Origin of the sequence: Frigoribacterium faeni (assembly GCF_007988805.1) — a bacterium.
In the GTDB taxonomy this organism is placed as follows: Bacteria; Actinomycetota; Actinomycetes; order Actinomycetales; family Microbacteriaceae; genus Frigoribacterium; species Frigoribacterium faeni.
Genome location: NZ_BJUV01000014.1, coordinates 25,108 through 46,715 on the forward strand (window position 1 = coordinate 25,108; position 21,608 = coordinate 46,715).

Sequence of the window (21,608 nt, forward strand, 5' to 3'; positions counted from 1 at the left end):
GGTGAAACGGGCCCTGGGGCCTGAGTCGCCGACGTCGATGCCGACGGACGGTCGGAGACGGGGCACCGCGGCCAGAGGCGGAACGGGGCGAGAGCGATGTCCTCGCCCCGGCGACTGCCTAGGCTCGGCCCCGTGAAAGCCGACCGGAACGCACCTGACGAGAACGCGACGGCCTCGCCGCCGTCCGACGCGGTCCCGTCGACGAGCCGACGCCGACGCCGACGCCGACGCCGACGCCCGAGCCCGAGCCCGAGCCGGCGCCGGCTCCTGCTGCTCGCGTCGGCAGCGGCCGCCCTCGCCCTGATCACGATCGGTGCGCTCGTGTTCACCGGCACCCTCTGGCCGACCCGCACGGCGGCTCTGCGCTATCCCGTGCAGGGCGTCGACGTGTCCGCCTACCAGGGCACGATCGATTGGGACGTCCTCGCCGCCGAGGACATCGACTTCGCGTGGATCAAGGCGACGGAGGGCTCCGGCTATCAGGACCCGCGATTCGCGGACAACTGGGCCGGTGCTCACGCCACCGACCTGCTCGTCGGCGCGTATCACTTCCTCAGCGTCGACAGCCCCGGGGCCGACCAGGCGGCCAACGTCGTCGACACCGTACCCCGGAACCGCGGCGACCTGCCCGTGGTGATCGACGTCGAATGCTACGCGGAGTACTGCGCCGCGCCTCCTGACGCTGCCGCCGTGCGCGAGGTGCTCGACCCGTTGCTGGAGGCGGTCGAGCAGCACTACGGCCGGCCCGCCGTGCTCTACGCGACGCGCGACTGGTACGAGCGCTACCTGTCCGACGGCTACGCCGAGAACCCGATCTGGTTCCGATCCGTGGCCACCTCGCCGACGCTCGTCGACGGTCGCGACTGGACGTTCTGGCAGTGGTCGGCGCGGGAGAGACTCGACGGATACGACGGCGACGAGCAGCTCATCGACATGAACGCGTTCGACGGTGGTCGCGCGGACCTCGACGAGCTGCTGCTGCCCTGACGCGTCATGCCGGCTCGGCGTCCGCCTGGACCGGGTGGCGGCTCTCGCCCGCGTCTCGTCGGAACGCGGTGACGATGACGGCGCCGAACGCGGTCAGGCCGGCGAGGGCGGCGAGTCGGAGGACGCGGATCCAGAAGGTCCAGGTGTCCATGACGGCCCGGGTGACATCGGGCGGTGTGATGAGCGTGGTGCCGCACGAGTATGCGGGCGGCCACGACTCCCGGGAGAAGGAACCGGGGTGTCCGGCCAGACGGCAGAACTCGGGAGCATCGAGAGCCGGCCCGTAGCCGACGCCGGCGGGAGTCCAGAGGACGATCCGCCACAGGAGGAGGCACAGCACGGCGACGATCGCCGCGATGCCGGTCGCGGCCAGGACGAGCACGCCGACGACGAGGACCACGCGCGCCCGCGCCCGATTCGTGGTCGTCCTGTCCATCTCCCGACCGTAGGTCGACTGCCGGCCGCCCGGCGTCGCCCGGAAGGCGGACCGTCATGGGCCGGGAGTTGCACCTTCCGTAGCGTCATGTGGTCGGGTGGTCTCACGTCCCGCTCAGGAAGGTCCCCGCATGCATCCGTCGTTCATCCCTCCTCGTCAGGTCGCGATCGGCGATGCGGCCGCGTTCGTCGGAATCACGCCGCGGGCGATCCGCCACTACGAGGACATCGGCCTGCTCGCCGGGATCGAGCGCGGCAGCGACGGTCGTCGCCGCTACGGCTACGACGAGATGATCCGGCTGCTCTGGATCCGCAAGATGGCGGACGCCGGCATCGCCCTCGACGACATCCGCGACGCCTTCGGCGACACGGCCGCCTCGGGTGCGGACGGCGACGACGTCTCGCGCGTCCTCGAACGGCTGGAGGCGAATCTGATCGTTCAGGAGGCGGAGCTCCAGCGGCAACGGACCGCACTGAAGAGCATGGCCACCCGGGGCAGCAGGGTAGGTCTGCTCGACGAGTTCGTCGCCGAGCGCCTCGAGGGCCTGCCCGAGGGCTCCCTGCGCCGCGACGACCTGGACACCCTGCTCGTGACCGAGCGGATCTTCGGCCCGCTCGGTGCGGCCATCCAGGCGGGACGGTTCGTCGCGCTGGCTGCCGACCCGCGCCTCCGGGAGGAGTCCGATCGTGTCGATGCGGCCGAGGAGGCGCTCGACGACTCGGTCGCCGTCGACGACCCGCGAGTGGCCCAGGTGGCCGCCGAACGCCACGCCTTCGAGGTCGCGCTGTTCGCCGCCATCGACGCGTCGGGGCAGCCGGAGGACGACGACGCCCTCCTGGACGCCTGGGATGCCCTGCACCCCGAGGGCGTCGAGACGGACGATGACGCGACCGATCACCAGTCGGGTCCGCGGCGGGGATCGGAGGGCGTCGCCGCCGTCATCAGCAGGATGCCCTACGACTTCTCTCCCGCCCGCCTGCGCTGCATGGAGCTCGCGCAGGAGCTGGCCGCCGAGGCGCTCCTCACAGGGGAACCCCCTCGCGGATCGGGCGACACGCCGGTCGCCGAGGTCAGCCCGCGGTGATCGCCCGAGCGGCGAGCTCGGAACCGAGCATGGTGTCCATCGCGGCGTCCACGAGGGCGTCTCCGTGATGGCGCGCGAGTCGGCGAGACGCGACGAGCGCCGCGATGCCCTGCATCGTCGCCGCGAAGAGCATCTTGAACGTCTCTCGCGAGTCGTCGGCTGAACCGCCGGCCGGCGCCGGCCCCAGAGCGCCGTCGAGCGTGGCGAAGAGGACGCCGGCCGCTTCCTGGACCCCGTCGGATCGGCGGGACGTCTTGGTCTCGAACATGAGATCCATCAGCGCCGCATCGTCGATGGCGAAGTCGACGTAGGCGTGACCGACCAGCCTCAGCCGGTCCGGTAGAGAGCCCCCACCGTGCAGCGCACGGCGGACGGCTGCGGTGAGCCGTTCGAAGCCGAGCTCCGCCAGGGCGTCGAGGAGGGCTTGCCGATCCACGAAGTGGCTCCGCGGAGCCCCGTGACTGACGCCGGCCCGACGAGCGAGGTCGCGGAGGGAGAGCCCGGCCACGCCCGATTCCCGAACGACGGTGGTCGCCTCGTCGAGCAGCACCGCCCGCAGGTTCCCGTGGTGGAAGGGTCGTTCCGTCATCCGGCCATCTTAGACCGCGTCTAGACATTGACTAGTTACTAGACAGCGCCTAGATTGACGGCATGACATCTTCGCGTTCCCTCCTGGTCCTCGGCGCCACCGGGCAGACCGGCCAGCACTTCACCCGCCTCGCCCTCGATGCGGGGCACCGCGTCCGAGCCCTGGCGAGAACACCGGGCAAGCTCTCGATCTTCCACGACGATCTCGACGTCGTGCAGGGATCGATCGACCACGAACTCGACCTCGGAGCCCTCCTCGACGGTGTCGACGCGGTCGTGATGATGCTCGGTGACGTCCGGGCACAGCGCGACCGGCAGGTCAACACGACGTTCGTCCGATCGCTCGTCCCCGCCATGCGGCGCTCCGGCACCCGGAGGCTGCTCTATCAGGCGGGCGGGCTGAGCGCCGCACCGGGCACGCGCCTCCCTCTCGTCCTCCGAGCCGTGCGGAGCACGATCGCGCGGGGCTACATCGGTCAGCACGAGGACAACGAGGCCGTCATGCGGTACCTGGATGAGGAGGCCCGAGACATCGAGTGGATGGTGCACCGCGCCGGCATCGGCTCCGACGGCCCCTCGAAGGGCGAGCTGCGACGATCGTCGTCGTCGATCAGCATCGGCACGTTCGTCGACTGCGCCACGTACAACCTGCGGACCCTGCTGGACGACTCGGCGGTGCACACCTTCGACAGCAGCGCCTACCGGCGAGACTGACGCCCTTCGCCCCGCCAGGACAGGTGCGACCGGCGCGAGCTCCTTGAGACCTCGCCGGCACCGACGTACGGTGGAGGGGTCGACGGTGACGAGGGAGTGATCATGGACGAGAACACGGACCAGCGACGGGGGCGACTCCGACTTCAGCGCCCGACGTTCAGCGGCTCGTCCGTCGGCTGGGGCATCGGCGCGTTCTTCTGGCTGTTCTGCGCGGTCCAGACTCTGGTCGGCGTCGTTCAGGACGGCGGCACGACGTTCGTGGGCGCCCTGGTACTAGTTGCGCTCGCGGCCCTGGCCGTCGTCTGCATCATCGGCACCGTGGCGACCATCCGGCATCCTCGCCCCGCGCCTCCTGCCACGGACACGTGAGAGCCGGCCAGGGAGCCTTCAGCGGTTCACGTGGCTATCCGTCGCGCCGGGCTGACGGCCCCACAGCCTGGGCGGTTCGCTGAATCGGCGCTCTGCTGGACTGACACGACCGCGCGGGCGGTGAAGGCGATGGGGGCGCGGGCCGCCTTGTCCCCGTAGGGGGAGTGGACGACATCTGCACCCACGCCGAGGGGTCGCGCACCTAGTGTTCGACCATGCACGACTTCGCGTCATCCCGGTCCGCCTTCATCGGTGCCGCGACCTGGTTCGCCGACACGGTCGCCGAGCTCGATCTCACGCCTCCGGGATGGGAAGCAGCCGCGTTGGGCGTCTGGTCCCGACGCGACCTCGTCGGTCACACCTCGAGGGCCCTCTTGACGGTCGAGGACTACCTCCGGCTCGAACCCTCGTCCTCGACGCTCGAGACCATTGACTACTACCGGGTGGTCCGTTCGGGCCGCGCCGACCCCGACGACGTCGCCGAGCGCGGTCGTCGAGCCGGCGTCGATCTCGGTCCGAGCCTCCCCGAGGCCGTTCGTTCGATCGTGGATCGAGCAGCCGATCTGATCATCCGTCAGCCGGCCGACGCGCTCGTGTCCACGCCGGTCGGCGACTGGACGCTGGCCACCTACCTGCCCACCCGGATCTTCGAGCTCGTGGTCCACACGCTCGATCTGCGCCGAGCCGCGGGGTTGGACGGCGACATCCCCGCGGGGCCGAGCCGGGCAGCGCTGGAGGTCCTCGGGATCCTCGTCGCCGACAGCCGGCCGGAGGAGGCGCCGGCCCTTCTCACGACGCTGACCGGTCGAAGCGTCATGACCACGATCTACTCGGTCCTCTAGGCGGATGGCGCCCCGCACCTCGTCTCCCCCTGCGAGGTGGAGTGAGTAGTCGATGGCGGAGGCCTTGGCCGTCCGAGACGGTCTGCCCGGGGATCGACAGCGCGCGTTGCCGGCGGGATACGCGGGCGGCTGCGACCTTGCCGAGAAGAGCGGACCGGGTTCCGACGGGCCGCCTACGTTCAGGTGGACCAGGCCGGTTCTCGGCCGTTGACTCAGAAGGAGCATCATGTCGATCGGAGACAAGGCCAAGGACGCAGTCCAGAAGGCGGCGGGTCACGTGGAGGAAGCCGTCGGAAAGAAGACGGACGACGCCGAGCTGACCGCCCAGGGCCAGAAGGACAAGGCCATGAGCGAGGACCGCCTCGAGACGGAACGCGCCAAAGACGGCAGCAACTGACCCACCAGCATCGTGAAAGGCCCGGAGCTCACGCTCCGGGCCTTCGTGTTTCCCCGCTCCGCCACGCGTGACAGCCCTCGAACGAGAGCCCTGGAACCAGCCGAAGGTCACGCCGGCGAGTCGAGCGCGGCCTGGATCGCCCTGATGCTCGCCCCGAGAGCGCCCGACGAGAGCAGCCCCGGCCCGAGCGGACCCGACGAGTCCTCCCCCAGGCGCGGCAGCCGACGCAGCGCGGTACGGACCGGGCCGCTCATGTGCTGGAGCTGCCAGGCGATCTCGGACGCGCCTCCTCGGCCCGGATCGGTCGACTCGACCGCCCTGGCCGCGTAGGCCGCCGCGCCCAGAGCATGGGCTCCCATGTGCGCGACGCCGGACGCCTGCCCGGCGGCCCAGGCGGCAGCCTTGCCCGCGGGTGACGTCGCCGAGCGCGAGGCCCGCCCGGCGTCGAACCGTCGACGGATCTCGCCGGCCGCGTCGAGCTCGCCGCGGGCGAAGGCTCGGGCTCGCTCGATGCCGTCGCGTGCCCGGTCGTCGTCGGACGCCTCGGCCTCGAACAGCGGCAGGACCCGCTCGGCGCAGTCCGCCGCCCACGCGGCGACGACGCGACGCTCGGCCTCGGTCAACGCCTGCGGAGACACCATGCCTGAACCCTGGCACACGAGCCGAGGAGGCGGGCGCCGGGTCGCGCAGGACGACCTACGATGACTAAACGAACCGTCGCGGACTGCCCGGCCTTCGCCCCGACGCCGGACCAGCGTGCATACTCGGCCGCGGCGCCGACCGACCCTGATCAGGTCCGCGACTCGGTGCGCCGGGGCTTCAGCCGCTCCGGCGCATCGGTCGCGGGCACCCACTCGCAGGTGAACGACCCGCGGTATCCGAACAGGAACCCGAAGACGCGATTGCGCACCTCGAGGTCGACGTGGAACCTCTCGTCGTCGTCCGACCACCATTCGTGCAGGGTCGCGCGGCCGCTGAACAGCATCGGGAACCGGAACGCGATCGGCCCCTCGTAGAACCGCTGCGCGTCCGAGGTCAGGACGAGACCGCCCCGCTCGTCGACGGCGAGGTCGAGATCGACCGCGAGGTGCTGGTGCGTCCCGAGGTAGTCGAGCACACGTCCGCCGGCGAGCACCATCGTGGCGTCGAACCGCGCCGTCCGCCCGGGCTTCGTCGTGTACGTGCGGACGAAGGTCACGGTCTCGCGGCCGAACCGGTCGCGGTACGGGTAGTTCTCGATCGTGAACGGGAGACCCTCGCCGACGTCCGGCACGAGGATGTTCCGCAGCCGTCCGATCTGCAGGAACGGCACCGTCCACCACGGCCCGCGCCGGATCGACGACATGACCCCGCGTCCGATGCACGCCTCGGCGGCGTCGAGGCCGACTCCGAAGCGTCGTCGCATCATCGGGTGCAGGCGCGGAAAGTCGTCGCCGAGCGCCGACTCGAACACGGACGTCATCGGTCGCCGCTCGGATCGGGCAGTGCCGCCAACGTGGCGGGTGCGTCCTGCAGCTGGTCGCCGCGGCGGCTGCCGCCCTCGGGTGCGCGCCGGGTTCGGGAGGCGCGGGGCCGGTCCCGTCGCCACACCTGCAGAACCGAGAGGAGCGTCCACACCTCGGGTTCGCCGCCGCCCTCCAGCCAGATCCGTAAGCGGTCGAAGCTCCAGGCGGTGGCCCACCCCAGGAGCGGCCGGACGACGAGGTCAAGGGGGCCCCACCCGGCGTCGTAGTCGTAGCCCGTGATGAAGCGCGTTCGACCGTCATCGGTGGGGACGTACCGCCAGTAGCCGCGTCCCGCCCGGATGGGCGACAGCCGATCGTCGGTACCGAAGCGCAACGCCGACGTCCGAGTGCCGTCGGCCCGTCGGCGTTCGCCGATGCTCACCCCGGTGCCGTGCACGTCGTGGACGATCGTGCGTCGGACGTACGTGAACTGCGCGGCCCCGTCGGCATCGGCCGCTTCGGGCAGGATCTCCGAGAACCGGAGATCCCACCGCACGTGCTCCTGGGGATCCTGCGACGCCGCCCACACCCGTTCGATGTCGGCGTCGATGACGGTCTCGACATAGATTCCCCTGGTCCCCACGTGCGGAAGCCTATCCACGACGATGCGCCCGTGGGTGGACTCATCCTGGTGATCTACTACCCCGACGCCCACGGCGACAGTGCCGACCGGCTGCGCCTCCTCTCGACCTGGGACTCCGGCACGCCCACGTCCGCGATCGACGCGCGCGGCTAGCGACTCAGCGACGCCGCCGCCTCACTCGGCGGCGGTGAAGCTCCACTCGGGCTTGCCGCCCGCAGCATTCGAGGTGATCGTCGTCCCGAGGATGATGAACCGCGCCTCCGAGTCCGTCCTCGGGCGGTGCTCGACTCCTCGGTCGACGACGAAGACGTCACCGGGTACGAGCTCGACGTCGTGCGTCCTGAGTTGCACGGTCAGTGCACCCTCCAGGAGGACGAAGGTCTCGTCCTGGTCGTCGTGGTGGTGCCACTCCGTCGACCCTGCGCCCTTGGCGACCTTGATCAACGTGCCGTTGGCTGTCGCGAGGGTGCGCTGCGACCAGAACTCGGTGAGCGCGTCCAGGGTCGCCGTCGCGCTGACGGGTCCGGACATCACCTGCGCAGGGTCCGCGTCGGTCGTCGTCGTGCCGTGGATGGGTTCCTCGTTCATGACGTCATCTTCTCGGAGACGACAGCGGATGTGAACGGCCACCTGGACAGCGCTGGCCCTTGTCTTCGAGCTCCATCAACGACGCGCCGCCGCCAGCACGTGGGGTCAGGCTACGGCTGGGATCGAACGCCGATACTCGATCGAGGGACTTTCCCGCTGAGCCGGCGGCTATCGATATGGATCCGCTGACCGTGGGGTGAACCGTCCTGCACGGCGCGCAGCTTCCTCTGCACCGTGGGTGTCCGAGCAGGAAGGGCCATTCGGCCTGGAATGGTGTCACTGCCACGCCCGCCCTCTCCGGCTGTCGGCCAGGGACGGCCGATGAAAAGAGATCCGAAGCGATGAAAGACAAGAACCGCCCGCCCATCCACGGCTACCGATCGCTGATCGTGGACTGGCTGCAGAAGAAGAAGTACCGCGAGGCGCGGCTCGACGAGAGGGTCGAGTTCAGCGTCGCGTACACCGAGCAGGGCTCTGAGCCGGGTCTCGACACCATCCTCGAGACCGCGATGTATGGCGGGTCCTGGCTGGGCGGCCCGGCCGTCGGCATCACCCAGGAGCAATGGCCTCGTCGCCGCGACGGGCACCCCCTCGCCCACGTCGCCTCCTTCCATCTGAGCGAGGCATCCGGAGTCATGGACTCGTCGATGCGCGCAGACTGGCCCGACACCCGCGAAGACCTCCCCCACGACGGGATCCTGCAGATCTTCCACGACCTCGAGACGTACGGCACCGAGCCCGAGGACGGCGATACCGGTGGTTGGCTCGTCCGCTGGCTCCCCGTCCCCGACCTGACACTGCTCGCCGGCTCCCCCGCCGATCTCGACCTCCCGACCGATGCAGCTCAGGAGGTGACGGCGATGGCGACGTTCTCGATCCCCACGTCGCTCGACCTCGGCGTGACGACCGAGAAGGCGCTCGACGCGGCCGAGGAGGCGACGATCGCCTTCGAGAGGATGTGGAACTGGCAACGAACACGAGACCGCGATGCAGGACCCGCTCCCATCACGCACCTCTACGGCTACTCGCAGGCCGGGCACACCGTGGCCGTCGAAGACATCCTCCCCGAGTGCCTCCCTCTCACGGCTCCTGGGGACTCTTTTCGACTCGTCGCCGACATCGAGAGCAGCACCACCCTCGACGGCTGGTTCGGCGACGCGTCGCCGCTCGAGGTCTGGATGCGGCAGAGCGACCTCGACGCCCGCGCATTCCACCACGCCTGGTGCATCATCCGCGCAGACTGAGACGAGCTGACGCCCGGTGCACGATGGGCAATCGGACAGTCAACGCTCGGTCGACTGACGGCCCAGAGCCTGTCCCAGGCCAAGCTGTGAAGCGGCAATCCGCCCGCCGCCACCCCGGCAACAGCGACTTCCGCCACCCCGGCAACAGCGACGAGTGCGCGAGCGTCGCCGGCGAGGACCTCGCGGCCGCGGTCGGACTGCACTGGCCCGCGGTCGCCGACATCGACGACGCCGGCCCGTACTTCGACCCCAGACACACCGTGCACGTCGGTCACCGCCAAGACGATGAGGAGGCGGCGGAGGCCACCCGGGTCCTCGGGCTCGTGGTCTCGGCGAAGGAGGCGCAGGCCCGGACACCAGGACAGCTCGCCTCAGACGTGCGCGCAGTCGCCGGCACCCGCTACTGGCTGCAAGTGGATGCCGACATCCTGGACCCGAGCGTGATGCCGGCAGTCGACAGCCCCGACCCCGGCGGCCTCACCGCTGCAGAACTGACGGCTCTCCTGCAGCACCTGGCTCCTCACGCCATGGGGATCTCCATCACCGTGTTCGACCCCGATCTCGACCCGGCCGGCGACTACGCCAGAACTCTGACCGAGATCCTCACCACAGGTCTCGACCAACTCAGCCGGAACGCCTGACCGAGCCCGCTGGAGGGTCGTCTCTCGGACACCCAGCGCACCCGCATCTCGATTGAGAGTGGTATCTATCCTTGGCTGGTGGAAGCAAATGACCTCGTGGCGGAAGTGGAACGGGCATTCGGCGCCTCGACGGCTGCCGGCGTGTCCTGGGCAGACCCACACGCTGACCGAGACATCAGGGACGAGGAGTACTCCCGCGTCACCGACCCAGAACGTTACCGAGTGATCGGAGCAAGGGCGATGGCCTGGATCTCCGCGGTGACCGAGCTGGGTCTCGCCACTCAGCACAGCGCCGAAGTCCCAACCTGGACTTCTGAGTCCGAGACCTCTCGGGCCATCAAGGTCACACCGAAGGCGCCCGGGGCCTTGTCGATAGTGGTTGTCCTGGGTTGGTTCGAGAGCGATCAAGCGACTGTCGCTTCCATCGAGGTCGGCATGCCGCCGGTCACCATCGAGATGCTGCCGGTCTGCGGGTGCGACGCCTGCGACAGCGGCAGCGAGGATCTCCTCAGTTCGGTCGACGGGGCTTTCCTCGGCATCATGGACGGGCATTTCCTCTACGCGGAGGGCCGAGACTGGACGATCACTGCCACCAAGGATGGGTGGTCAGGTACCGGCAGCCAAGATTTCGACGCGCTGGTGAATGCGGCCCGCAATGGGCACGAAATCGGCAAGAGAATGCTCACCGGAGCCAGATGGTGGTCCTAGGGCCAGCGCCCTGTGAAGCATCCCCTACCGGCCAAGCCGTCGACGCCCGGCGGAGGATTGAAACCTGACCAGGTAGCCGTCCGGATCCTGGACGAGGAACTGCTGCACGCCGGCTTCCTCCTCCCCGACGCGGTACCACTTCGTCTCCAACTGCATGAAGAGCTCGACACCGGCGTGGTCGAGCACGGTGGCCAAGGTGCCACTGTCAGGAACGGTGATCTGGAAGTTCACTCCTCGACCCAGGGGGTGCTGCAGAGGGCTCGTGACCCAGTTCCTCCCGACTCCGACCTGCTCGAGCATGACGTGCGCCGAGCCGAGGACGATGTACGCGAAACGCTCGTCTGGTCGTGAATAGCTGATGGCGAAGCCGCACAGGCCACACCAGAAAGCGATGCTCCGATCGAGATCGGTGACGAGCAGCTCCGGGACGAGCGCGGGTTCCAAGGCATCAGACACCCGTACATCGTCGCACCCGGATCCCATCACTCACGCCTGCCCTCTCATCGATCCCTACTCGGACGACTCGCGGAGTCCGCGTGCGCCCTCCAGGCCAAGATGCACCCCCGGGGTCGGCGGGGCCGTGTCGCCGTGAGATAGTGACTGTTGGTTTACTAACTACGTGGCCCGACCAAGAAGCAGATCTGACGAACAGGTGCTCGACGCTATCGACGCGGCCCTGGCCGAGCGTCCGCCCATGACTCCGTGGGCGCTTCGGGACGTAGCACCGGCGGCCGGCATGACTCCCGCAGGTCTGATCAAGCGGTTCGGCTCGAAGGACGCCCTGCTCCTCGCGTTGGCACGGCGTTGGATCCAGAGCATCCCCGACGGCCCCACCCGCCCAGGCGACGACCTGGCGGAGCTCCGCGCCTACCTCGACACCCACTTCGCCGCCCCTTCAGCCGCGGCAGCCGTCTCCGGCCTCAGCGCCCTGATGCGCGACCTCGGATCCCCCGCCGCCGCATCCCTCCTCCGCGAAGGGTGGAGCAAGCAGGCCCGCTACCTGGCCGCGCTGCTCGACCACCTACCTCTGCGCCCGGATGTGGACCCGCATCGCGCTTCGCTGACCCTGCTCGATGCCCTGCACGGCAGCCTCTACCGCCGCGCCGTCGAGCTCGACCCGACCCCGCCCACCCGTACCCTCGACGACCTCCTGGAAGGCTGGACATGATCCACGACCGCAACTGGAAGGGCTGCGTGTTCATCGGCACGAGCCTCGAGGGATTCATCGCGCGACCCGACGGCAACCTCGACTGGCTCACCGACCCCACCCCTCGACCCCACACCACGGGCACATCAAAGCATGCGGCCCTCACTTGGGAGACATTCTTTCCCACGATCGACACGCTCGTGATGGGACGCACCACCTACGAGACGGTCCAGGGATTCGACCCGTGGCCGTTCACGGAGAAGCGGGTCATCGTGCTGAGCACGAGACTCCATCCGGACGAACGGGTGGAGATCGCGCGCACGGTCGACGACGCCGCCGACATGCTCAGAGCCGGAGCGGCCGCACGGGTCTACGTCGACGGCGGCCGCACCATCCAGTCATTCCTGGCAAAGGGGCTCATCGATGAGATCACCGTCGCCATCGCCCCCGTGCTGATCGGACGAGGACACCGCCTGTTCGGCGACCTCGCCGACGACGTACAGCTGACCATGCGCGGGCACCACAGCAGCGAAGGCGACGGCCTGCTCCGCGTGACCTACGACATCAGCAGGCCATAGGCGGCGACTATCACGTGTCCGGTAAGAGATCGGTCACCGAACGGAGGCGCGTGTGAACCCGTCTCCCGCGGCCACTCGGCTCGAGACGTCTCGATAGACCAGTCCGGAACTGATCTCGATGAAGGATCCCCTATCGGGCACGTTGCATGCGCCCCGGCTTGTCATTGAGACGGCGTCGGCTCCTCAGGCTGGGGCCATCGCCACTCCGGCAGCAGATCACGGAGTGGTGCCGTCCTGCCGTGGCCGAGAACGACCGTCGCCCCGAGGTTGGAATCGTCGATCTGCCGAATGAATTCGCGGCAGCGACCGCACGGGGGGAGCACGGTCACTCGTCCGTCAGCGGCCCGCCACAGGGCGACGATGCGCGCGATCGCGTACTCACCGCTGGTGACCATCGAGGCAATGGCGGCGTGCTCGGCGCAGAAGCCGGTCCCCGAGCCGGTGTCGATGCAGACACCCGTGTGGATCACACCGGTGGTCGTCTCGAGAGCAGCGGCAACGTCGCCAAAGAGACGATCACCCACGCGGTGCGGGTTGATCCTGGCTCGAGCGACCTCGATGAGGTCGGCATGTGCGCTCATCACCCCAGGATAGGCAGAAATGCGCTCCCCACCCTGCGAGAGGGAGGGCCTGCGGTCGAACGCTAATTGCTTCCCACTGAGACACGCGCGAGCTCATGGGCTAGGTCTGCGGGGGTCCCGTGCGCGCCTCGGTCGCCATGCGTACGTAGCTCGCCATTCTGGGGTCCGAGAATCGATACACACCCTTGGCGATGCGCCGCAAGATTGAAGAACCATCGTCGGACACGAGGCGCTGAAGAAAGTTGTTGAGCGAGGCCTGCGTCATGCTCGTCCCCGTCTGTCGCTCAATTGCATCGCGGAGAACAGATGAACTGAAGTCCTCAGAGGTAACTGTTGCCGCCGCAAATACGATGCTTCGGTACATCTCAGTCATGCCGGAACGAGTCGCTAGGTCGTAGTCGCGCTTCAGGCTGATTTCTGCATCTTGGACAGCTAGCTGCAGCGCTGCATTTAGGTCTTCTTGGGCAATCTCAGCTCGCCCATCCGTCACGGCCTGCTCCGCACACTTGAGAGCGATCAAGTGCGTGAAGTGGGGGTACCCAGCGCTCAGGCGAACAATCGATGTCACAACTTCTGGAACAAAATGCAGTTTGGCAGCACGGCCGCCCGTCTCAATAATCTCGCGTAACTCCGGATCTGTCATCCGCGAAAGTTGCGTCTCTTTCAGGCACCGTTGAACGGAGGGATGGGCTGCGGTGAGCTCTTCTCCCGTGGCGGCTATGCCCACAATCATGATTTTGAAGTTTGAGCCGGCGTCGCTTAGAAGCTTGATGAGTTCCGCCAGCTTGCGCCGATCCTCGGGGTTCCCGACAGCATCCGTCTCATCTACTACGAGAAGCCCTGTCAGATCTCCAATTGCCTCAGCCACCGTAGAAGGACTGAGGGAGTGGCTCGCCGCATAACTAGCGACGATCGACTTGGCCTTCTCGCCTTTGACGAACTTGGCATCGCCGACAATTTTCTTATCGTCCTGCTCGGACACATTCACCAGCGTCAGGTCCGCGCCGACTGCTGCCAAAGGAGCCTTGACGATGGACTCAAATGTGTCCGACTGGTCACATCGCTTCACGTAGATGGTGGTTAGCGAGATGACCGTAAGAAATGACGCAACTACGTTCGCCAGAGAGCTCTTGCCGACCCCCCGCTCCCCGTAAAGCAAGACGTGCTGGCCGGGGGTATTCAGCGTTTCAACCAGTTTCTGAACTTCGACCTGTCGGCCGAACAGCAAGTCCGATTCAGCGATCGGCTGGTGCGGCGTAAAGATATTGCGAATACCGGAATCGGCTATCTTCTTTTCTCGCTCCAGTCCGAAAAAACGCCCGAGTGCAGGGAAGGACGATGACATGGCCAGAGCCTAGCGACAGCTAGCCCTCCTACGCTCGGGGCGCGCATCTGTCCTTCGATCTCAACCTACGACTGCTCAGCCCTCTGAAGCGCTCTATAGACCGTGGAGCGAGCCACTCCAAACAGCTCCGCGATCTCACTCGTGGTGTAGGCGCCGGTGCGGTGCAGCTGCACGAGGTGCTTCTCCTGCGAAGCAGTCAGCTTGGGCTTGCGGCCGCGGAGCTTGCCGGCGGCCTTGGCGATCGCCATGCCTTCGCGGGTTCGTGCACGGATGAGGTCGGCCTCGAACTCGGCCACCATGCTGAGGACGTTGAACAGCAGCCGGCCGACCGGGTCTTTGGGGTCGTGGACCGCTCCCCCAAGGTTCAGGGCGACGCCCTTCTCTGTCAGCTCGTCGGCAATGTCTGTCGCATCGCGCAGTGAGCGGGCGAGGCGGTCAAGTTTGGTGACCACGAGGACGTCGCCGGCACGGCACGCAGCGAGGGCCTCGCGGAGTCCCGGCCGAGCTCGAGTGGTACCCGACAAGCCGTGGTGAACATGCACGTGCTGTTCGTCAACACCCAGTGCTGCAAGACCGTCACTTTGTGCTGCGAGATCTTGTCCCGAGGTCGACACACGGGCGTATCCGATGAGCGCCCGATGACTGTAGCGTTCAGACCCCCTTCACCGGGCATTTTTGCGGGTCAGGCATACGCGAATTCGCAGGCCATGCGCCACCTGACCTCGCACGGCCGAAGCGGGCTCGTGAAGGTGTCCCGATGGACGACCCTTATCTGCCAAGGCGCTCTCGGTATCCCGGCGAGCAGGGAACGACAAGAGAGGGTTTACTTATGGCAAACCCTCTCTTCGGCACTTATTTCTTGGAACTGGTGATGATGGCCACGACGCCAGTTACCACGCCCGCCGCTCCTATGAGCAGACCGGCGGTGTAAGCAAAACCAAGGCCAAAGTTGACGCCGGTTTGATCGCTGTACGTGATTATGGTGTCACTGACTGCCGTAAGAAGGAATCCCACAGAAAGCAGAACCACAGCCGTTACAAAAATCGGACGCTTATTCATTAGTTATTTTTTCCCTTACCCTTTTAGAACTGAGCGCCGAAAATGCGCACACCGCTGTAATAGCCTTGCGCAATTCATGCGCAGTTATTTCTTTTGAATCCGGGCTTGTATGTAGCGATGCAAATATTCATGAGATTCGTTCTGAACTGCAAATCGCAGTCTTTACGATTCATTTTTGAGCCGTAGCAGATGTCGTGTTTGTCGCACGCAGGGCGGAAATTGGCGTTTCCCCAACGATCTGGGCTCAGGGTACAGCCATTCGGTACTACGGCCGCGCTTGCTTGGGAAGAGGTCCCACCAGTCGTTGACGTGGACGCACTCGAGTCTTCCGCGGGCTCATTGCTGGGAACGGTCTCTCCCTCATTCGCAACCCGGAAGCGCCATGTCTCCGTTTGCACCTGAGTCGTTGTGGTCCAGCTCGTCAAAGCCCGAATTTTGGCGCTCCACCCGAAGGTGTGACCCCGGGGAAGGTCGGTAAGAACGGCGGGCTCGTTGCCGGTGGCTGGGACGGTCAGGGTTGTGCCAGCCGTGAGGTCTGTAACAACGTAGGAAATTTGCGAGTCGGACGGCAGCAGGCCAGTCCGGGGTGATAGAGGCGTGAGAACAGCAGTACCAGGCTCAGTTACGGAGTTGTGGGGCACTGATGGCGACAGGCTTTCTTGCGACCAGGCGCCCACACCGAACTCATAAGCAGAAACGGGACCGTCGGCCGCTGAATCGGTCAGGAATGCTTCGAGAGCGATCTTCCCGGTAAGGCCATAGAGCATGGTCGTGAAATTGCTTGTCGACGTCTCACTGAGCGTAAAACTGTCTTGAGGCACGCCGTTCACATTGAGCTGAAGTGTTTGATCTGAACTGCTCGCCGCAGGTGCGCTTAGCCGGCACAGGACACCGTCTGCTCCATCGCCCGGGTTCGTGACCCACGCACCCGCTGCATAGTCGCCGTCGCAGCTAATTGTCGGGGCCTTCAGTGACGTGTACCACCCCTGGAGGTCGAGGATGAAGTGGATAGGGTTTGCCCCATTGTTCTTGATCCGGATCTTGCCGTTGGCGCCGACTTGGGCGATGACGGTGTTGGAGTGGATGTTGCTCGGAACGTAGTTGATCGACGTCGTAGCCGGCGCGGCCGTTCCGTCGGGCCAGACGACCGCGGATCCGCCCGTGCTGGAACCATTGAGCGCGCTGAGGGTCATGGCGACGGCGGTGAGGCCGGAACCGGATGCCGGGATGCCCTTCACACCAGCGACGGGAATGCTCACTTCAGCGCCGCCCTGGACGACGCTGTACGGGCTGACACGTGTGTCGGCGATGCGAGCAGCTGCAGGAGTGAAGACAGCACCGTCCTCAGCCTTGGTGAAGTAGCCCTGGATGTCGACGATGACGTCGATGGCTCCCCCGGTGCCGGCGTGGATCTATGTCCTCGACCTCGACGTCTCGAGCTCCGAGAGCCCCAACAGCCTCAGCATCTGGAAAGTTATAGCCACCGACGCCGCATCCATGTCCCACTACGCCCTCGACCTCGCCCCGCAAGCCGCCCTCGAAGAGGGCGGCTCAATAGACCGACTGCTGTCCACCATCAGGACCCGACTCGCAGTTCTTCTACCCGAGTTGCGTGTCTAACGCCTGCACCAACTCGTTCCTGCACGCCCACGCACTGACCAGAGTCAGCCCAAGACGACATCTGCCGCGTTTTGATCCTCTAGCTTTCTCGGCCCAGGTAGGTGACCTTGAAATCACTTCCAAGCTCGCGCCGGAGGTCTCGGGCGATTCGATTCCCCCAAGCCACGTGAGACTCAGTACTTCGTTGCCCGCGCGCTTCCCAGGCAGCAACCCACTCGTACAGCTCAGTAGTTAGTCGCTTTGAAAGACCATATTCCTCTGGCGCAAAATTGAATGCATTTTCCGGACTGTAAAGTATGTTTTCACGAAGTGGCCAGGCAAGGCCTGGTAAGAGAGTTAGTTCAACTTCGCGATACATGCTACTCCTAAACTGTTGTAGTCATTAAGAACCTGGATAAGCCGATTGAATTCGATTATCAGTCAATTTTACCCAAACTACGATCATATATGTGCGAACGACTTTACCGTTGCGCTTGATTTCTAGCCCACTAGAATAAGCAACATTAGAACCACTTGAATTCGAAGATGCTGCTTGCGAATAGCTGAGGGCTTTTTGTATTGCAACCTTAGCAAGGCCATCCCATGTCGTTACATTAGAACCGGCCGCTGCTTGAGGATATTTAGCAATGATATTGGCAAAATCGCCTCCGTGCTTGCCAGAAATATGACGCCATCCCCAGTCTCTACCTTCGCGTACGTTATCCTTGTTCGCGTCGCCTACCCCGCACTGCAAATATGCTTTACGGCTTTTAGCATTGTAAAAGGTTTTCTTGGACCATGTATTCAAATTTTTGGTCGATTTATCCCCGGCCTTACAACCAGGAGCCGCAAGCATGATGCCAGCATCTGGCATGCTTACCGTCTCGCCATCTAGCGTGATCGACCATTCATCGGATGTCGTCGGGGTTACCTCAGATGGCGAAATGGGTGCCGAGTAACCCTCCGGCCCATCGATCGACTCAAGCCAGAAGGCCAAAGTTCATAAGTCGACAAATCCTGTGCCCGCAGCAAATTGCCCCACTACGGTTGCCATCACGAGCACCTTCTCGTGGTCCCTCGTTGAAAGCATCAAGCACAGGGGCTGAGCGCCCCGCGTCCGAGACCACCGCGGGGCACTCCTCTCACTCCCCCACCGGCCCGTCGTCGGCCTTACGCGCCAGAGCTCGGTACAAGGTGGTCCGATCGATCTGCAGATCCCGCGCGACCTTCGCCTTAGGCACCCCCGAGCCGATCAAGCCACGCACCTCGACGAGCTGCTCCACGGTCAGCTTCCGCGATCGCCCCTTGTACTTCCCCGCCGCCTGCGCCAACCGGATACCTTCCCGCTGCCTCTCTCGGATCAGGGTCCGCTCGAATTCCGCGAACGCACCCAGCAGATTCAACATCAGCCGGCCGATCGCGTCCTCGGTGTCCCGACTGTAGGTCTGCTGTTCTTTCACGAACACCACCGAGGCGCCCTTGCCCGTGATCTCGTCCACGATCTCCCGCAGGTCCGTCAACGACCGAGCAAGCCGGTCCATCGACGCCACCTTGACGACGTCGCCTTCTCGGACGTAGCGGATGCACTCGAGCAATGCGACTCGGTCGGTTCGGGATCCGCCGGACACCTTCTCTTCGAACACCCGGTCGACGTCACCGATGGTCTCGAGCTGCCGGCCCAGATTCTGATCCACCGAGCTCACCCGGACATACGCAACCGTCTGCGTCTTGTGCTGCACCATCCCTAGACCGTGACACACACCTGTAGCGAAAACCCCAGAACGCGCCCTAACGCCACGCGAGCCGCGCACTCTGCCCTCCGTGGCGCTGGGGTATAGCCCAGAGCAACCCGGCTCAGCGTCCGGTAGTCGACCGCCCATGGGGCCGCTCAGGAGACCGTGCTCGTGGCGCTCTGCACCTCGCCAGCCGAGGCCTGGCACAGCTCGCCAGCTCATGACCCGTTCACCAGCCAAGGCCGCCATAGCTCGCACGGTCACGACCCCGCTCACCGAGCTGAGCCCCCGGTGCACCCCGTTCGCCAGCCTGGGAGTCGCAAAGGTCGAACCCCCAACTGTCGCGCTCAAGAACCCCCGACATCCCTAAGACGTGTGCGCCCGGCGACGGCTGGTCGTGATCGCGAGACCGGCCGTCGCGATGGCCACGATCATCGCCAGGAAGCTCGTCACATAGAGCGGGCGGGCCCAGGGCGAGTGGTCGCCGCCGCTGATGCCGAAGCCGTCGGCGAGCTGCATACCGGGAGAGAACGCGACGAAGAAGAACGAAGGCGCTCCCCCGACCAGGAGGAGCGAGTAGCCGAATGCGAGATGGCTCAGGGCCAACCCGTCGGAACGAGACGCCGACACCGCCAGCGAGGCGGCCGCGGCGACTCCGAGCACGGCCCAGAGGATGACGGGCGCCGGCGAGAAGGACTGGCCCGCACGATCGAGCTCGACGTGGATCTCCGACAACGTGGCACCCGGCACCGCCGCCAGGGGATTCCAGACGAGCACCTGCAGCGAGCCCACGACGGCGTACCCGACGACGAGCGCCGTCCCGACGAAGGCGACGATGACACGAGGTCGAGAGGACATGCGGCCACGCTACGAGGAGCCCTCGACCCCCGTCGTCCTCCCGCAGGACGATCCGGGGCGACCATCGGACGACTGACGGCCGATCTTCGCGGCCCGGCCCCCGACCCGATCGGGGGCTCTTCTCCGACCACCCTCCCGCATACACTGCAAGAGGGGGTCGAAGCGCTCGAGCACACCTGCACCGCCTCCGGCGATCAGCTCCAACGTGGTCGCCCGCCACCGACGAGACAGGGGAATTCTTGCTCGACTCGCTCACGCTGCGCGTCGCCTTCGGGGTCATCACCTTCACGCTCTTCCTGCTCTTCGCGTTCGTCACGTTCCGCAGCACGAGGTCGGCCTTCAGCTTCTGGTGGTGCGTGGCGCTCGTGCTCTTCATGGCCGGTTCCGTCGCCTACCTGCAGGACGGCACCGCCAACCAGATCTGGGGCAACCCGCTCGGCAACGGCGTCATCGTCGCCGGCGCCGCCTCCGTCTGGATGGCCAGCCGCTCCCTCCGCGTCCGACCCACCCCGTGGTGGCTCGTCGTGGGCCCGGCCACCGTCCTCACCACCGTGTCCAGCTTCGACTCGCCCGCCACCAACGACTGGTCCGGCGGACCCCTCTACCTGTCACTGATGGGCGTCCTCATCGGCCTCTCCACCCGCGAGATCGTCCTCATCGACCCCGGACTCTCCCGCACCCGCTGGCCGCTCATCCTCTCCTCCGGCGCCCTCTCCCTGTACTACCTCGTCCGCTTCGTCGTGTTCCTCGTGGACGGACCGCGCAGCGACGTCTTCGTCGCGTTCTTCGGAACGCCTTCGACGACCCTCATCACCCTGCTGCTCCTCGTCGTCGTGTCGTTCAGCATGGCCTCCCTCAGCGGCGAGCAGACGTCGAAGGCGTTCGCCGCCCGCGCCGCCCGGTCACGTCAGGAGCTCGTCGACGGAGGCGCCGTCCAGCGCCGCCTCCTCCCCCAGTCCACCCCCGACCTGCCCGGCTACGACGTCGCCGGCGCCTGCGTCCCCAGCGGCGCCGTCAGCGGCGACTTCTTCGACTGGCAGCGGACCCCGCGCGGGCTCGTGGCGACCCTCGCCGACGTCATGGGCAAGGGCGTCGGCGCCGCCATGATCGCCGCGACGGTCCGGGCCTCCCTCCGCGCCGCCCAGCCGTCCCGCGGCCCCGGCCACACGATGACCGTCGTCGACCAGGCCGTCGAACCCGACCTCGGCGCCAACGAGGCCTTCGTCACCCTGTTCCATGTGCAGCTCGACGCGGAGACCGGCGAGGTCCAGGTCGTCGACGCCGGCCACGGCCTCGGCATCATTTGCCGTGCCGACGGCACCCGGGACGTCATCCCCTCTCTGAACCTGCCCCTCGGGGTCTACGGGACCCAGTCCTGGGCGACGAGCACCGCCCGCCTCGACCCCGGCGACCTCCTCCTCATCTGCAGCGACGGGGTCCTCGACCTCTTCGACGACGACACGGAGCCGCTCGCCCGAGCCGCCGACACGGCCACCGCCGCGGAGCCGACGGCGGCCGGAGCGGTGATGAGCATCGCGAACCTCGCCTCACAGGGCAACTACCCCGACGACGTGACCGTCGTGGCCATCCGCCGCGACACCGACGACACGGTGACGCCTGGCCGTCTCTGACTCCGGTCGGCCCCTGCATCCGGACCCGCGCCTCCCACCCGCGACGGTTCGCCGAGCGAAGGCACGAAAGGCACGCGAGGCCGAAGGGACAGAGGTGAGGCCGACGTCACGTACCCCTACGCGGCGGCCCCACCCGAGAGCAGGAGGACCCGAATCCCTGTACCCCGGTCTCGAACGACGTTCCGTCGCACGATCCGCCGCACAAGGTACGCGTCTTCACGGAGTCGTGCTTGGTTTTCGTTCGAGGTCGAACGAGAAGTCGGTGGCGCCCTCCGGTTCGGGCCGGAGGACGCCGTGCCTCCCGACAGCTCGTGGGGTTTAGCCAACACATGTCATTTGGGTGGATCAGGGCTAGGTAGTCCCGGGGAGGCAGCCCTGAACGGTAGTCCTC

At 66.4% G+C, this 21,608-nt stretch carries 28 protein-coding genes; 14 read left to right on the forward strand and 14 right to left on the reverse strand.

The features are described 5' to 3' along the window. Nucleotides 1–132 precede the first annotated feature (132 nt). Nucleotides 133–987 (forward strand): glycoside hydrolase family 25 protein, encoded by an 855-nt coding sequence (locus FFA01_RS08235; protein WP_244289764.1) that lies wholly within the window; start codon nucleotides 133–135, stop codon nucleotides 985–987. A 4-nt stretch (nucleotides 988–991) separates the two neighbouring features. On the opposite strand, the gene FFA01_RS08240 is transcribed toward FFA01_RS08235, so the two are convergent. Next, nucleotides 992–1,423 (reverse strand): hypothetical protein, encoded by a 432-nt coding sequence (locus FFA01_RS08240; protein WP_146854876.1) that lies wholly within the window; start codon nucleotides 1,421–1,423, stop codon nucleotides 992–994. Between the two features lie 130 nt (nucleotides 1,424–1,553). Between FFA01_RS08240 and FFA01_RS08245 the strand changes: the two genes are divergently transcribed. After that, nucleotides 1,554–2,507: a MerR family transcriptional regulator gene (locus FFA01_RS08245; protein ID WP_146854878.1), complete on the forward strand. Its 954-nt coding sequence runs from the start codon at nucleotides 1,554–1,556 to the stop codon at nucleotides 2,505–2,507. Here the strand turns inward: FFA01_RS08245 and FFA01_RS08250 are convergent. After that, complete coding sequence (locus FFA01_RS08250) at nucleotides 2,494–3,096, reverse strand: TetR/AcrR family transcriptional regulator (protein WP_146854880.1); 603 nt, start codon at nucleotides 3,094–3,096, stop codon at nucleotides 2,494–2,496. The two genes, FFA01_RS08245 and FFA01_RS08250, sit on opposite strands and share 14 nt — an antisense overlap. A gap of 62 nt (nucleotides 3,097–3,158) precedes the next feature. Here FFA01_RS08250 and FFA01_RS08255 point away from each other — a divergent pair, with 62 nt between their 5' ends. From FFA01_RS08255 to FFA01_RS08270, 4 genes are all read left to right on the forward strand, one after another. Continuing rightward, nucleotides 3,159–3,809 (forward strand): NAD(P)-dependent oxidoreductase, encoded by a 651-nt coding sequence (locus FFA01_RS08255; RefSeq protein ID WP_146854882.1) that lies wholly within the window; start codon nucleotides 3,159–3,161, stop codon nucleotides 3,807–3,809. 102 nt (nucleotides 3,810–3,911) lie between these two features. Next, complete coding sequence (locus FFA01_RS08260) at nucleotides 3,912–4,178, forward strand: hypothetical protein (RefSeq protein WP_146854884.1); 267 nt, start codon at nucleotides 3,912–3,914, stop codon at nucleotides 4,176–4,178. A gap of 215 nt (nucleotides 4,179–4,393) precedes the next feature. Further along, the gene (locus tag FFA01_RS08265) at nucleotides 4,394–5,020 is read left to right on the forward strand and encodes a maleylpyruvate isomerase N-terminal domain-containing protein (protein WP_146854886.1); all 627 of its coding nucleotides are present in this window, start codon (nucleotides 4,394–4,396) and stop codon (nucleotides 5,018–5,020) included. A 226-nt stretch (nucleotides 5,021–5,246) separates the two neighbouring features. Then, a complete protein-coding gene (locus FFA01_RS08270; protein WP_146854888.1) occupies nucleotides 5,247–5,417 on the forward strand; it encodes a CsbD family protein in 171 nt (56 codons plus the stop codon). A gap of 107 nt (nucleotides 5,418–5,524) precedes the next feature. Here the strand turns inward: FFA01_RS08270 and FFA01_RS08275 are convergent, their stop codons facing one another. The 3 genes from FFA01_RS08275 to FFA01_RS08285 all read right to left on the reverse strand — a co-directional run bounded on the left by FFA01_RS08275 (nucleotide 5,525) and on the right by FFA01_RS08285 (nucleotide 7,505). Next, nucleotides 5,525–6,058: a putative immunity protein gene (locus tag FFA01_RS08275; RefSeq protein WP_146854890.1), complete on the reverse strand. Its 534-nt coding sequence runs from the start codon at nucleotides 6,056–6,058 to the stop codon at nucleotides 5,525–5,527. 149 nt (nucleotides 6,059–6,207) lie between these two features. Beyond that, complete coding sequence (locus FFA01_RS08280; RefSeq protein ID WP_146854892.1) at nucleotides 6,208–6,879, reverse strand: DUF4166 domain-containing protein; 672 nt, start codon at nucleotides 6,877–6,879, stop codon at nucleotides 6,208–6,210. Further along, a complete protein-coding gene (locus tag FFA01_RS08285) occupies nucleotides 6,876–7,505 on the reverse strand; it encodes an SRPBCC family protein (RefSeq protein WP_146854894.1) in 630 nt (209 codons plus the stop codon). The genes FFA01_RS08280 and FFA01_RS08285 overlap by 4 nt, the downstream gene beginning before the upstream one ends. A 30-nt stretch (nucleotides 7,506–7,535) precedes the next feature. Here FFA01_RS08285 and FFA01_RS16415 point away from each other — a divergent pair, with 30 nt between their 5' ends. Next, nucleotides 7,536–7,658, forward strand: coding sequence for a hypothetical protein (locus tag FFA01_RS16415; RefSeq protein ID WP_259394114.1), 123 nt, complete (start codon nucleotides 7,536–7,538; stop codon nucleotides 7,656–7,658). A gap of 21 nt (nucleotides 7,659–7,679) precedes the next feature. On the opposite strand, the gene FFA01_RS08290 is transcribed toward FFA01_RS16415, so the two are convergent. After that, nucleotides 7,680–8,093 (reverse strand): cupin domain-containing protein, encoded by a 414-nt coding sequence (locus FFA01_RS08290; RefSeq protein ID WP_208720869.1) that lies wholly within the window; start codon nucleotides 8,091–8,093, stop codon nucleotides 7,680–7,682. 341 nt (nucleotides 8,094–8,434) lie between these two features. Here FFA01_RS08290 and FFA01_RS08300 point away from each other — a divergent pair, with 341 nt between their 5' ends. From FFA01_RS08300 to FFA01_RS08310, 3 genes are all read left to right on the forward strand, one after another. Beyond that, nucleotides 8,435–9,337, forward strand: a complete 903-nt coding sequence (locus FFA01_RS08300; RefSeq protein WP_146854896.1) for a DUF1963 domain-containing protein — start codon at nucleotides 8,435–8,437, stop codon at nucleotides 9,335–9,337. A gap of 86 nt (nucleotides 9,338–9,423) precedes the next feature. Continuing rightward, complete coding sequence (locus FFA01_RS08305) at nucleotides 9,424–9,978, forward strand: arginase family protein (RefSeq protein WP_244289765.1); 555 nt, start codon at nucleotides 9,424–9,426, stop codon at nucleotides 9,976–9,978. A 78-nt stretch (nucleotides 9,979–10,056) separates the two neighbouring features. After that, complete coding sequence (locus FFA01_RS08310; RefSeq protein WP_146854900.1) at nucleotides 10,057–10,686, forward strand: DUF6226 family protein; 630 nt, start codon at nucleotides 10,057–10,059, stop codon at nucleotides 10,684–10,686. A 24-nt stretch (nucleotides 10,687–10,710) separates the two neighbouring features. Here FFA01_RS08310 and FFA01_RS08315 read toward each other — a convergent pair whose 3' ends face one another. Continuing rightward, complete coding sequence (locus FFA01_RS08315) at nucleotides 10,711–11,142, reverse strand: bleomycin resistance protein (protein WP_208720870.1); 432 nt, start codon at nucleotides 11,140–11,142, stop codon at nucleotides 10,711–10,713. A gap of 238 nt (nucleotides 11,143–11,380) precedes the next feature. On the opposite strand from FFA01_RS08315, the gene FFA01_RS08320 reads away from it, so the two are divergent. Then, complete coding sequence (locus tag FFA01_RS08320; RefSeq protein ID WP_146854904.1) at nucleotides 11,381–11,854, forward strand: TetR/AcrR family transcriptional regulator; 474 nt, start codon at nucleotides 11,381–11,383, stop codon at nucleotides 11,852–11,854. Further along, nucleotides 11,851–12,411 carry a dihydrofolate reductase family protein gene (locus FFA01_RS08325; RefSeq protein WP_146854906.1) on the forward strand — a complete coding sequence of 187 codons (561 nt, stop codon included), beginning with the start codon at nucleotides 11,851–11,853 and terminating at the stop codon, nucleotides 12,409–12,411. The genes FFA01_RS08320 and FFA01_RS08325 overlap by 4 nt, the downstream gene beginning before the upstream one ends. Before the next feature lie 161 nt (nucleotides 12,412–12,572). On the opposite strand, the gene FFA01_RS08330 is transcribed toward FFA01_RS08325, so the two are convergent. From FFA01_RS08330 to FFA01_RS08345, 4 genes are all read right to left on the reverse strand, one after another. Continuing rightward, nucleotides 12,573–12,992: a cytidine deaminase family protein gene (locus tag FFA01_RS08330; protein WP_146854908.1), complete on the reverse strand. Its 420-nt coding sequence runs from the start codon at nucleotides 12,990–12,992 to the stop codon at nucleotides 12,573–12,575. Nucleotides 12,993–13,092: 100 nt separating this feature from the next. Continuing rightward, nucleotides 13,093–14,337, reverse strand: coding sequence for an nSTAND1 domain-containing NTPase (locus FFA01_RS08335; RefSeq protein WP_146854911.1), 1,245 nt, complete (start codon nucleotides 14,335–14,337; stop codon nucleotides 13,093–13,095). Nucleotides 14,338–14,402: 65 nt separating this feature from the next. Further along, nucleotides 14,403–14,966 carry a recombinase family protein gene (locus FFA01_RS08340; protein ID WP_146854913.1) on the reverse strand — a complete coding sequence of 188 codons (564 nt, stop codon included), beginning with the start codon at nucleotides 14,964–14,966 and terminating at the stop codon, nucleotides 14,403–14,405. A gap of 504 nt (nucleotides 14,967–15,470) precedes the next feature. Continuing rightward, on the reverse strand, nucleotides 15,471–16,655 hold the full coding sequence (locus FFA01_RS08345; RefSeq protein ID WP_146854916.1) for a phospholipase A2 family protein: 1,185 nt from the start codon (nucleotides 16,653–16,655) through the stop codon (nucleotides 15,471–15,473). A gap of 109 nt (nucleotides 16,656–16,764) precedes the next feature. On the opposite strand from FFA01_RS08345, the gene FFA01_RS08350 reads away from it, so the two are divergent. After that, nucleotides 16,765–17,016: a PDDEXK family nuclease gene (locus FFA01_RS08350; protein ID WP_146854918.1), complete on the forward strand. Its 252-nt coding sequence runs from the start codon at nucleotides 16,765–16,767 to the stop codon at nucleotides 17,014–17,016. Nucleotides 17,017–17,398: 382 nt separating this feature from the next. Here FFA01_RS08350 and FFA01_RS08355 read toward each other — a convergent pair whose 3' ends face one another. From FFA01_RS08355 to FFA01_RS08365, 3 genes are all read right to left on the reverse strand, one after another. Then, nucleotides 17,399–17,869 (reverse strand): hypothetical protein, encoded by a 471-nt coding sequence (locus FFA01_RS08355; protein WP_146854920.1) that lies wholly within the window; start codon nucleotides 17,867–17,869, stop codon nucleotides 17,399–17,401. A gap of 268 nt (nucleotides 17,870–18,137) precedes the next feature. Next, entirely contained in the window at nucleotides 18,138–18,737 is a 600-nt protein-coding gene (locus FFA01_RS08360; protein WP_146854922.1) for a recombinase family protein, read from the reverse strand. Nucleotides 18,738–19,094: 357 nt separating this feature from the next. After that, the gene (locus FFA01_RS08365) at nucleotides 19,095–19,586 is read right to left on the reverse strand and encodes a hypothetical protein (protein ID WP_146854924.1); all 492 of its coding nucleotides are present in this window, start codon (nucleotides 19,584–19,586) and stop codon (nucleotides 19,095–19,097) included. Between the two features lie 239 nt (nucleotides 19,587–19,825). On the opposite strand from FFA01_RS08365, the gene FFA01_RS08370 reads away from it, so the two are divergent. Next, nucleotides 19,826–21,217: a PP2C family protein-serine/threonine phosphatase gene (locus FFA01_RS08370; protein ID WP_146854926.1), complete on the forward strand. Its 1,392-nt coding sequence runs from the start codon at nucleotides 19,826–19,828 to the stop codon at nucleotides 21,215–21,217. The last annotated feature ends 391 nt before the right edge of the window (nucleotides 21,218–21,608 follow it).

Bases quoted from the DNA above. Each gene is read 5' to 3' on its own strand.
- FFA01_RS08335 (WP_146854911.1), bottom strand. From the start codon at position 14,337: ATGTCATCGTCCTTCCCTGCACTCGGGCGTTTTTTCGGACTGGAGCGA.
- FFA01_RS08250 (WP_146854880.1), bottom strand. From the start codon at position 3,096: ATGACGGAACGACCCTTCCACCACGGGAACCTGCGGGCGGTGCTGCTC.
- FFA01_RS08360 (WP_146854922.1), bottom strand. From the start codon at position 18,737: ATGGTGCAGCACAAGACGCAGACGGTTGCGTATGTCCGGGTGAGCTCG.
- FFA01_RS08355 (WP_146854920.1), bottom strand. From the start codon at position 17,869: ATGCCAGATGCTGGCATCATGCTTGCGGCTCCTGGTTGTAAGGCCGGG.
- FFA01_RS08350 (WP_146854918.1), top strand. From the start codon at position 16,765: ATGTCGACGATGACGTCGATGGCTCCCCCGGTGCCGGCGTGGATCTAT.
- FFA01_RS08300 (WP_146854896.1), top strand. From the start codon at position 8,435: ATGAAAGACAAGAACCGCCCGCCCATCCACGGCTACCGATCGCTGATC.
- FFA01_RS08365 (WP_146854924.1), bottom strand. From the start codon at position 19,586: ATGTCCTCTCGACCTCGTGTCATCGTCGCCTTCGTCGGGACGGCGCTC.
- FFA01_RS08275 (WP_146854890.1), bottom strand. From the start codon at position 6,058: ATGGTGTCTCCGCAGGCGTTGACCGAGGCCGAGCGTCGCGTCGTCGCC.
- FFA01_RS08270 (WP_146854888.1), top strand. From the start codon at position 5,247: ATGTCGATCGGAGACAAGGCCAAGGACGCAGTCCAGAAGGCGGCGGGT.
- FFA01_RS08240 (WP_146854876.1), bottom strand. From the start codon at position 1,423: ATGGACAGGACGACCACGAATCGGGCGCGGGCGCGCGTGGTCCTCGTC.
- FFA01_RS08255 (WP_146854882.1), top strand. From the start codon at position 3,159: ATGACATCTTCGCGTTCCCTCCTGGTCCTCGGCGCCACCGGGCAGACC.
- FFA01_RS08260 (WP_146854884.1), top strand. From the start codon at position 3,912: ATGGACGAGAACACGGACCAGCGACGGGGGCGACTCCGACTTCAGCGC.
- FFA01_RS08330 (WP_146854908.1), bottom strand. From the start codon at position 12,992: ATGAGCGCACATGCCGACCTCATCGAGGTCGCTCGAGCCAGGATCAAC.
- FFA01_RS08325 (WP_146854906.1), top strand. From the start codon at position 11,851: ATGATCCACGACCGCAACTGGAAGGGCTGCGTGTTCATCGGCACGAGC.
- FFA01_RS08290 (WP_208720869.1), bottom strand. From the start codon at position 8,093: ATGAACGAGGAACCCATCCACGGCACGACGACGACCGACGCGGACCCT.
- FFA01_RS08320 (WP_146854904.1), top strand. From the start codon at position 11,381: ATGACTCCGTGGGCGCTTCGGGACGTAGCACCGGCGGCCGGCATGACT.
- FFA01_RS08265 (WP_146854886.1), top strand. From the start codon at position 4,394: ATGCACGACTTCGCGTCATCCCGGTCCGCCTTCATCGGTGCCGCGACC.
- FFA01_RS08245 (WP_146854878.1), top strand. From the start codon at position 1,554: ATGCATCCGTCGTTCATCCCTCCTCGTCAGGTCGCGATCGGCGATGCG.
- FFA01_RS08280 (WP_146854892.1), bottom strand. From the start codon at position 6,879: ATGACGTCCGTGTTCGAGTCGGCGCTCGGCGACGACTTTCCGCGCCTG.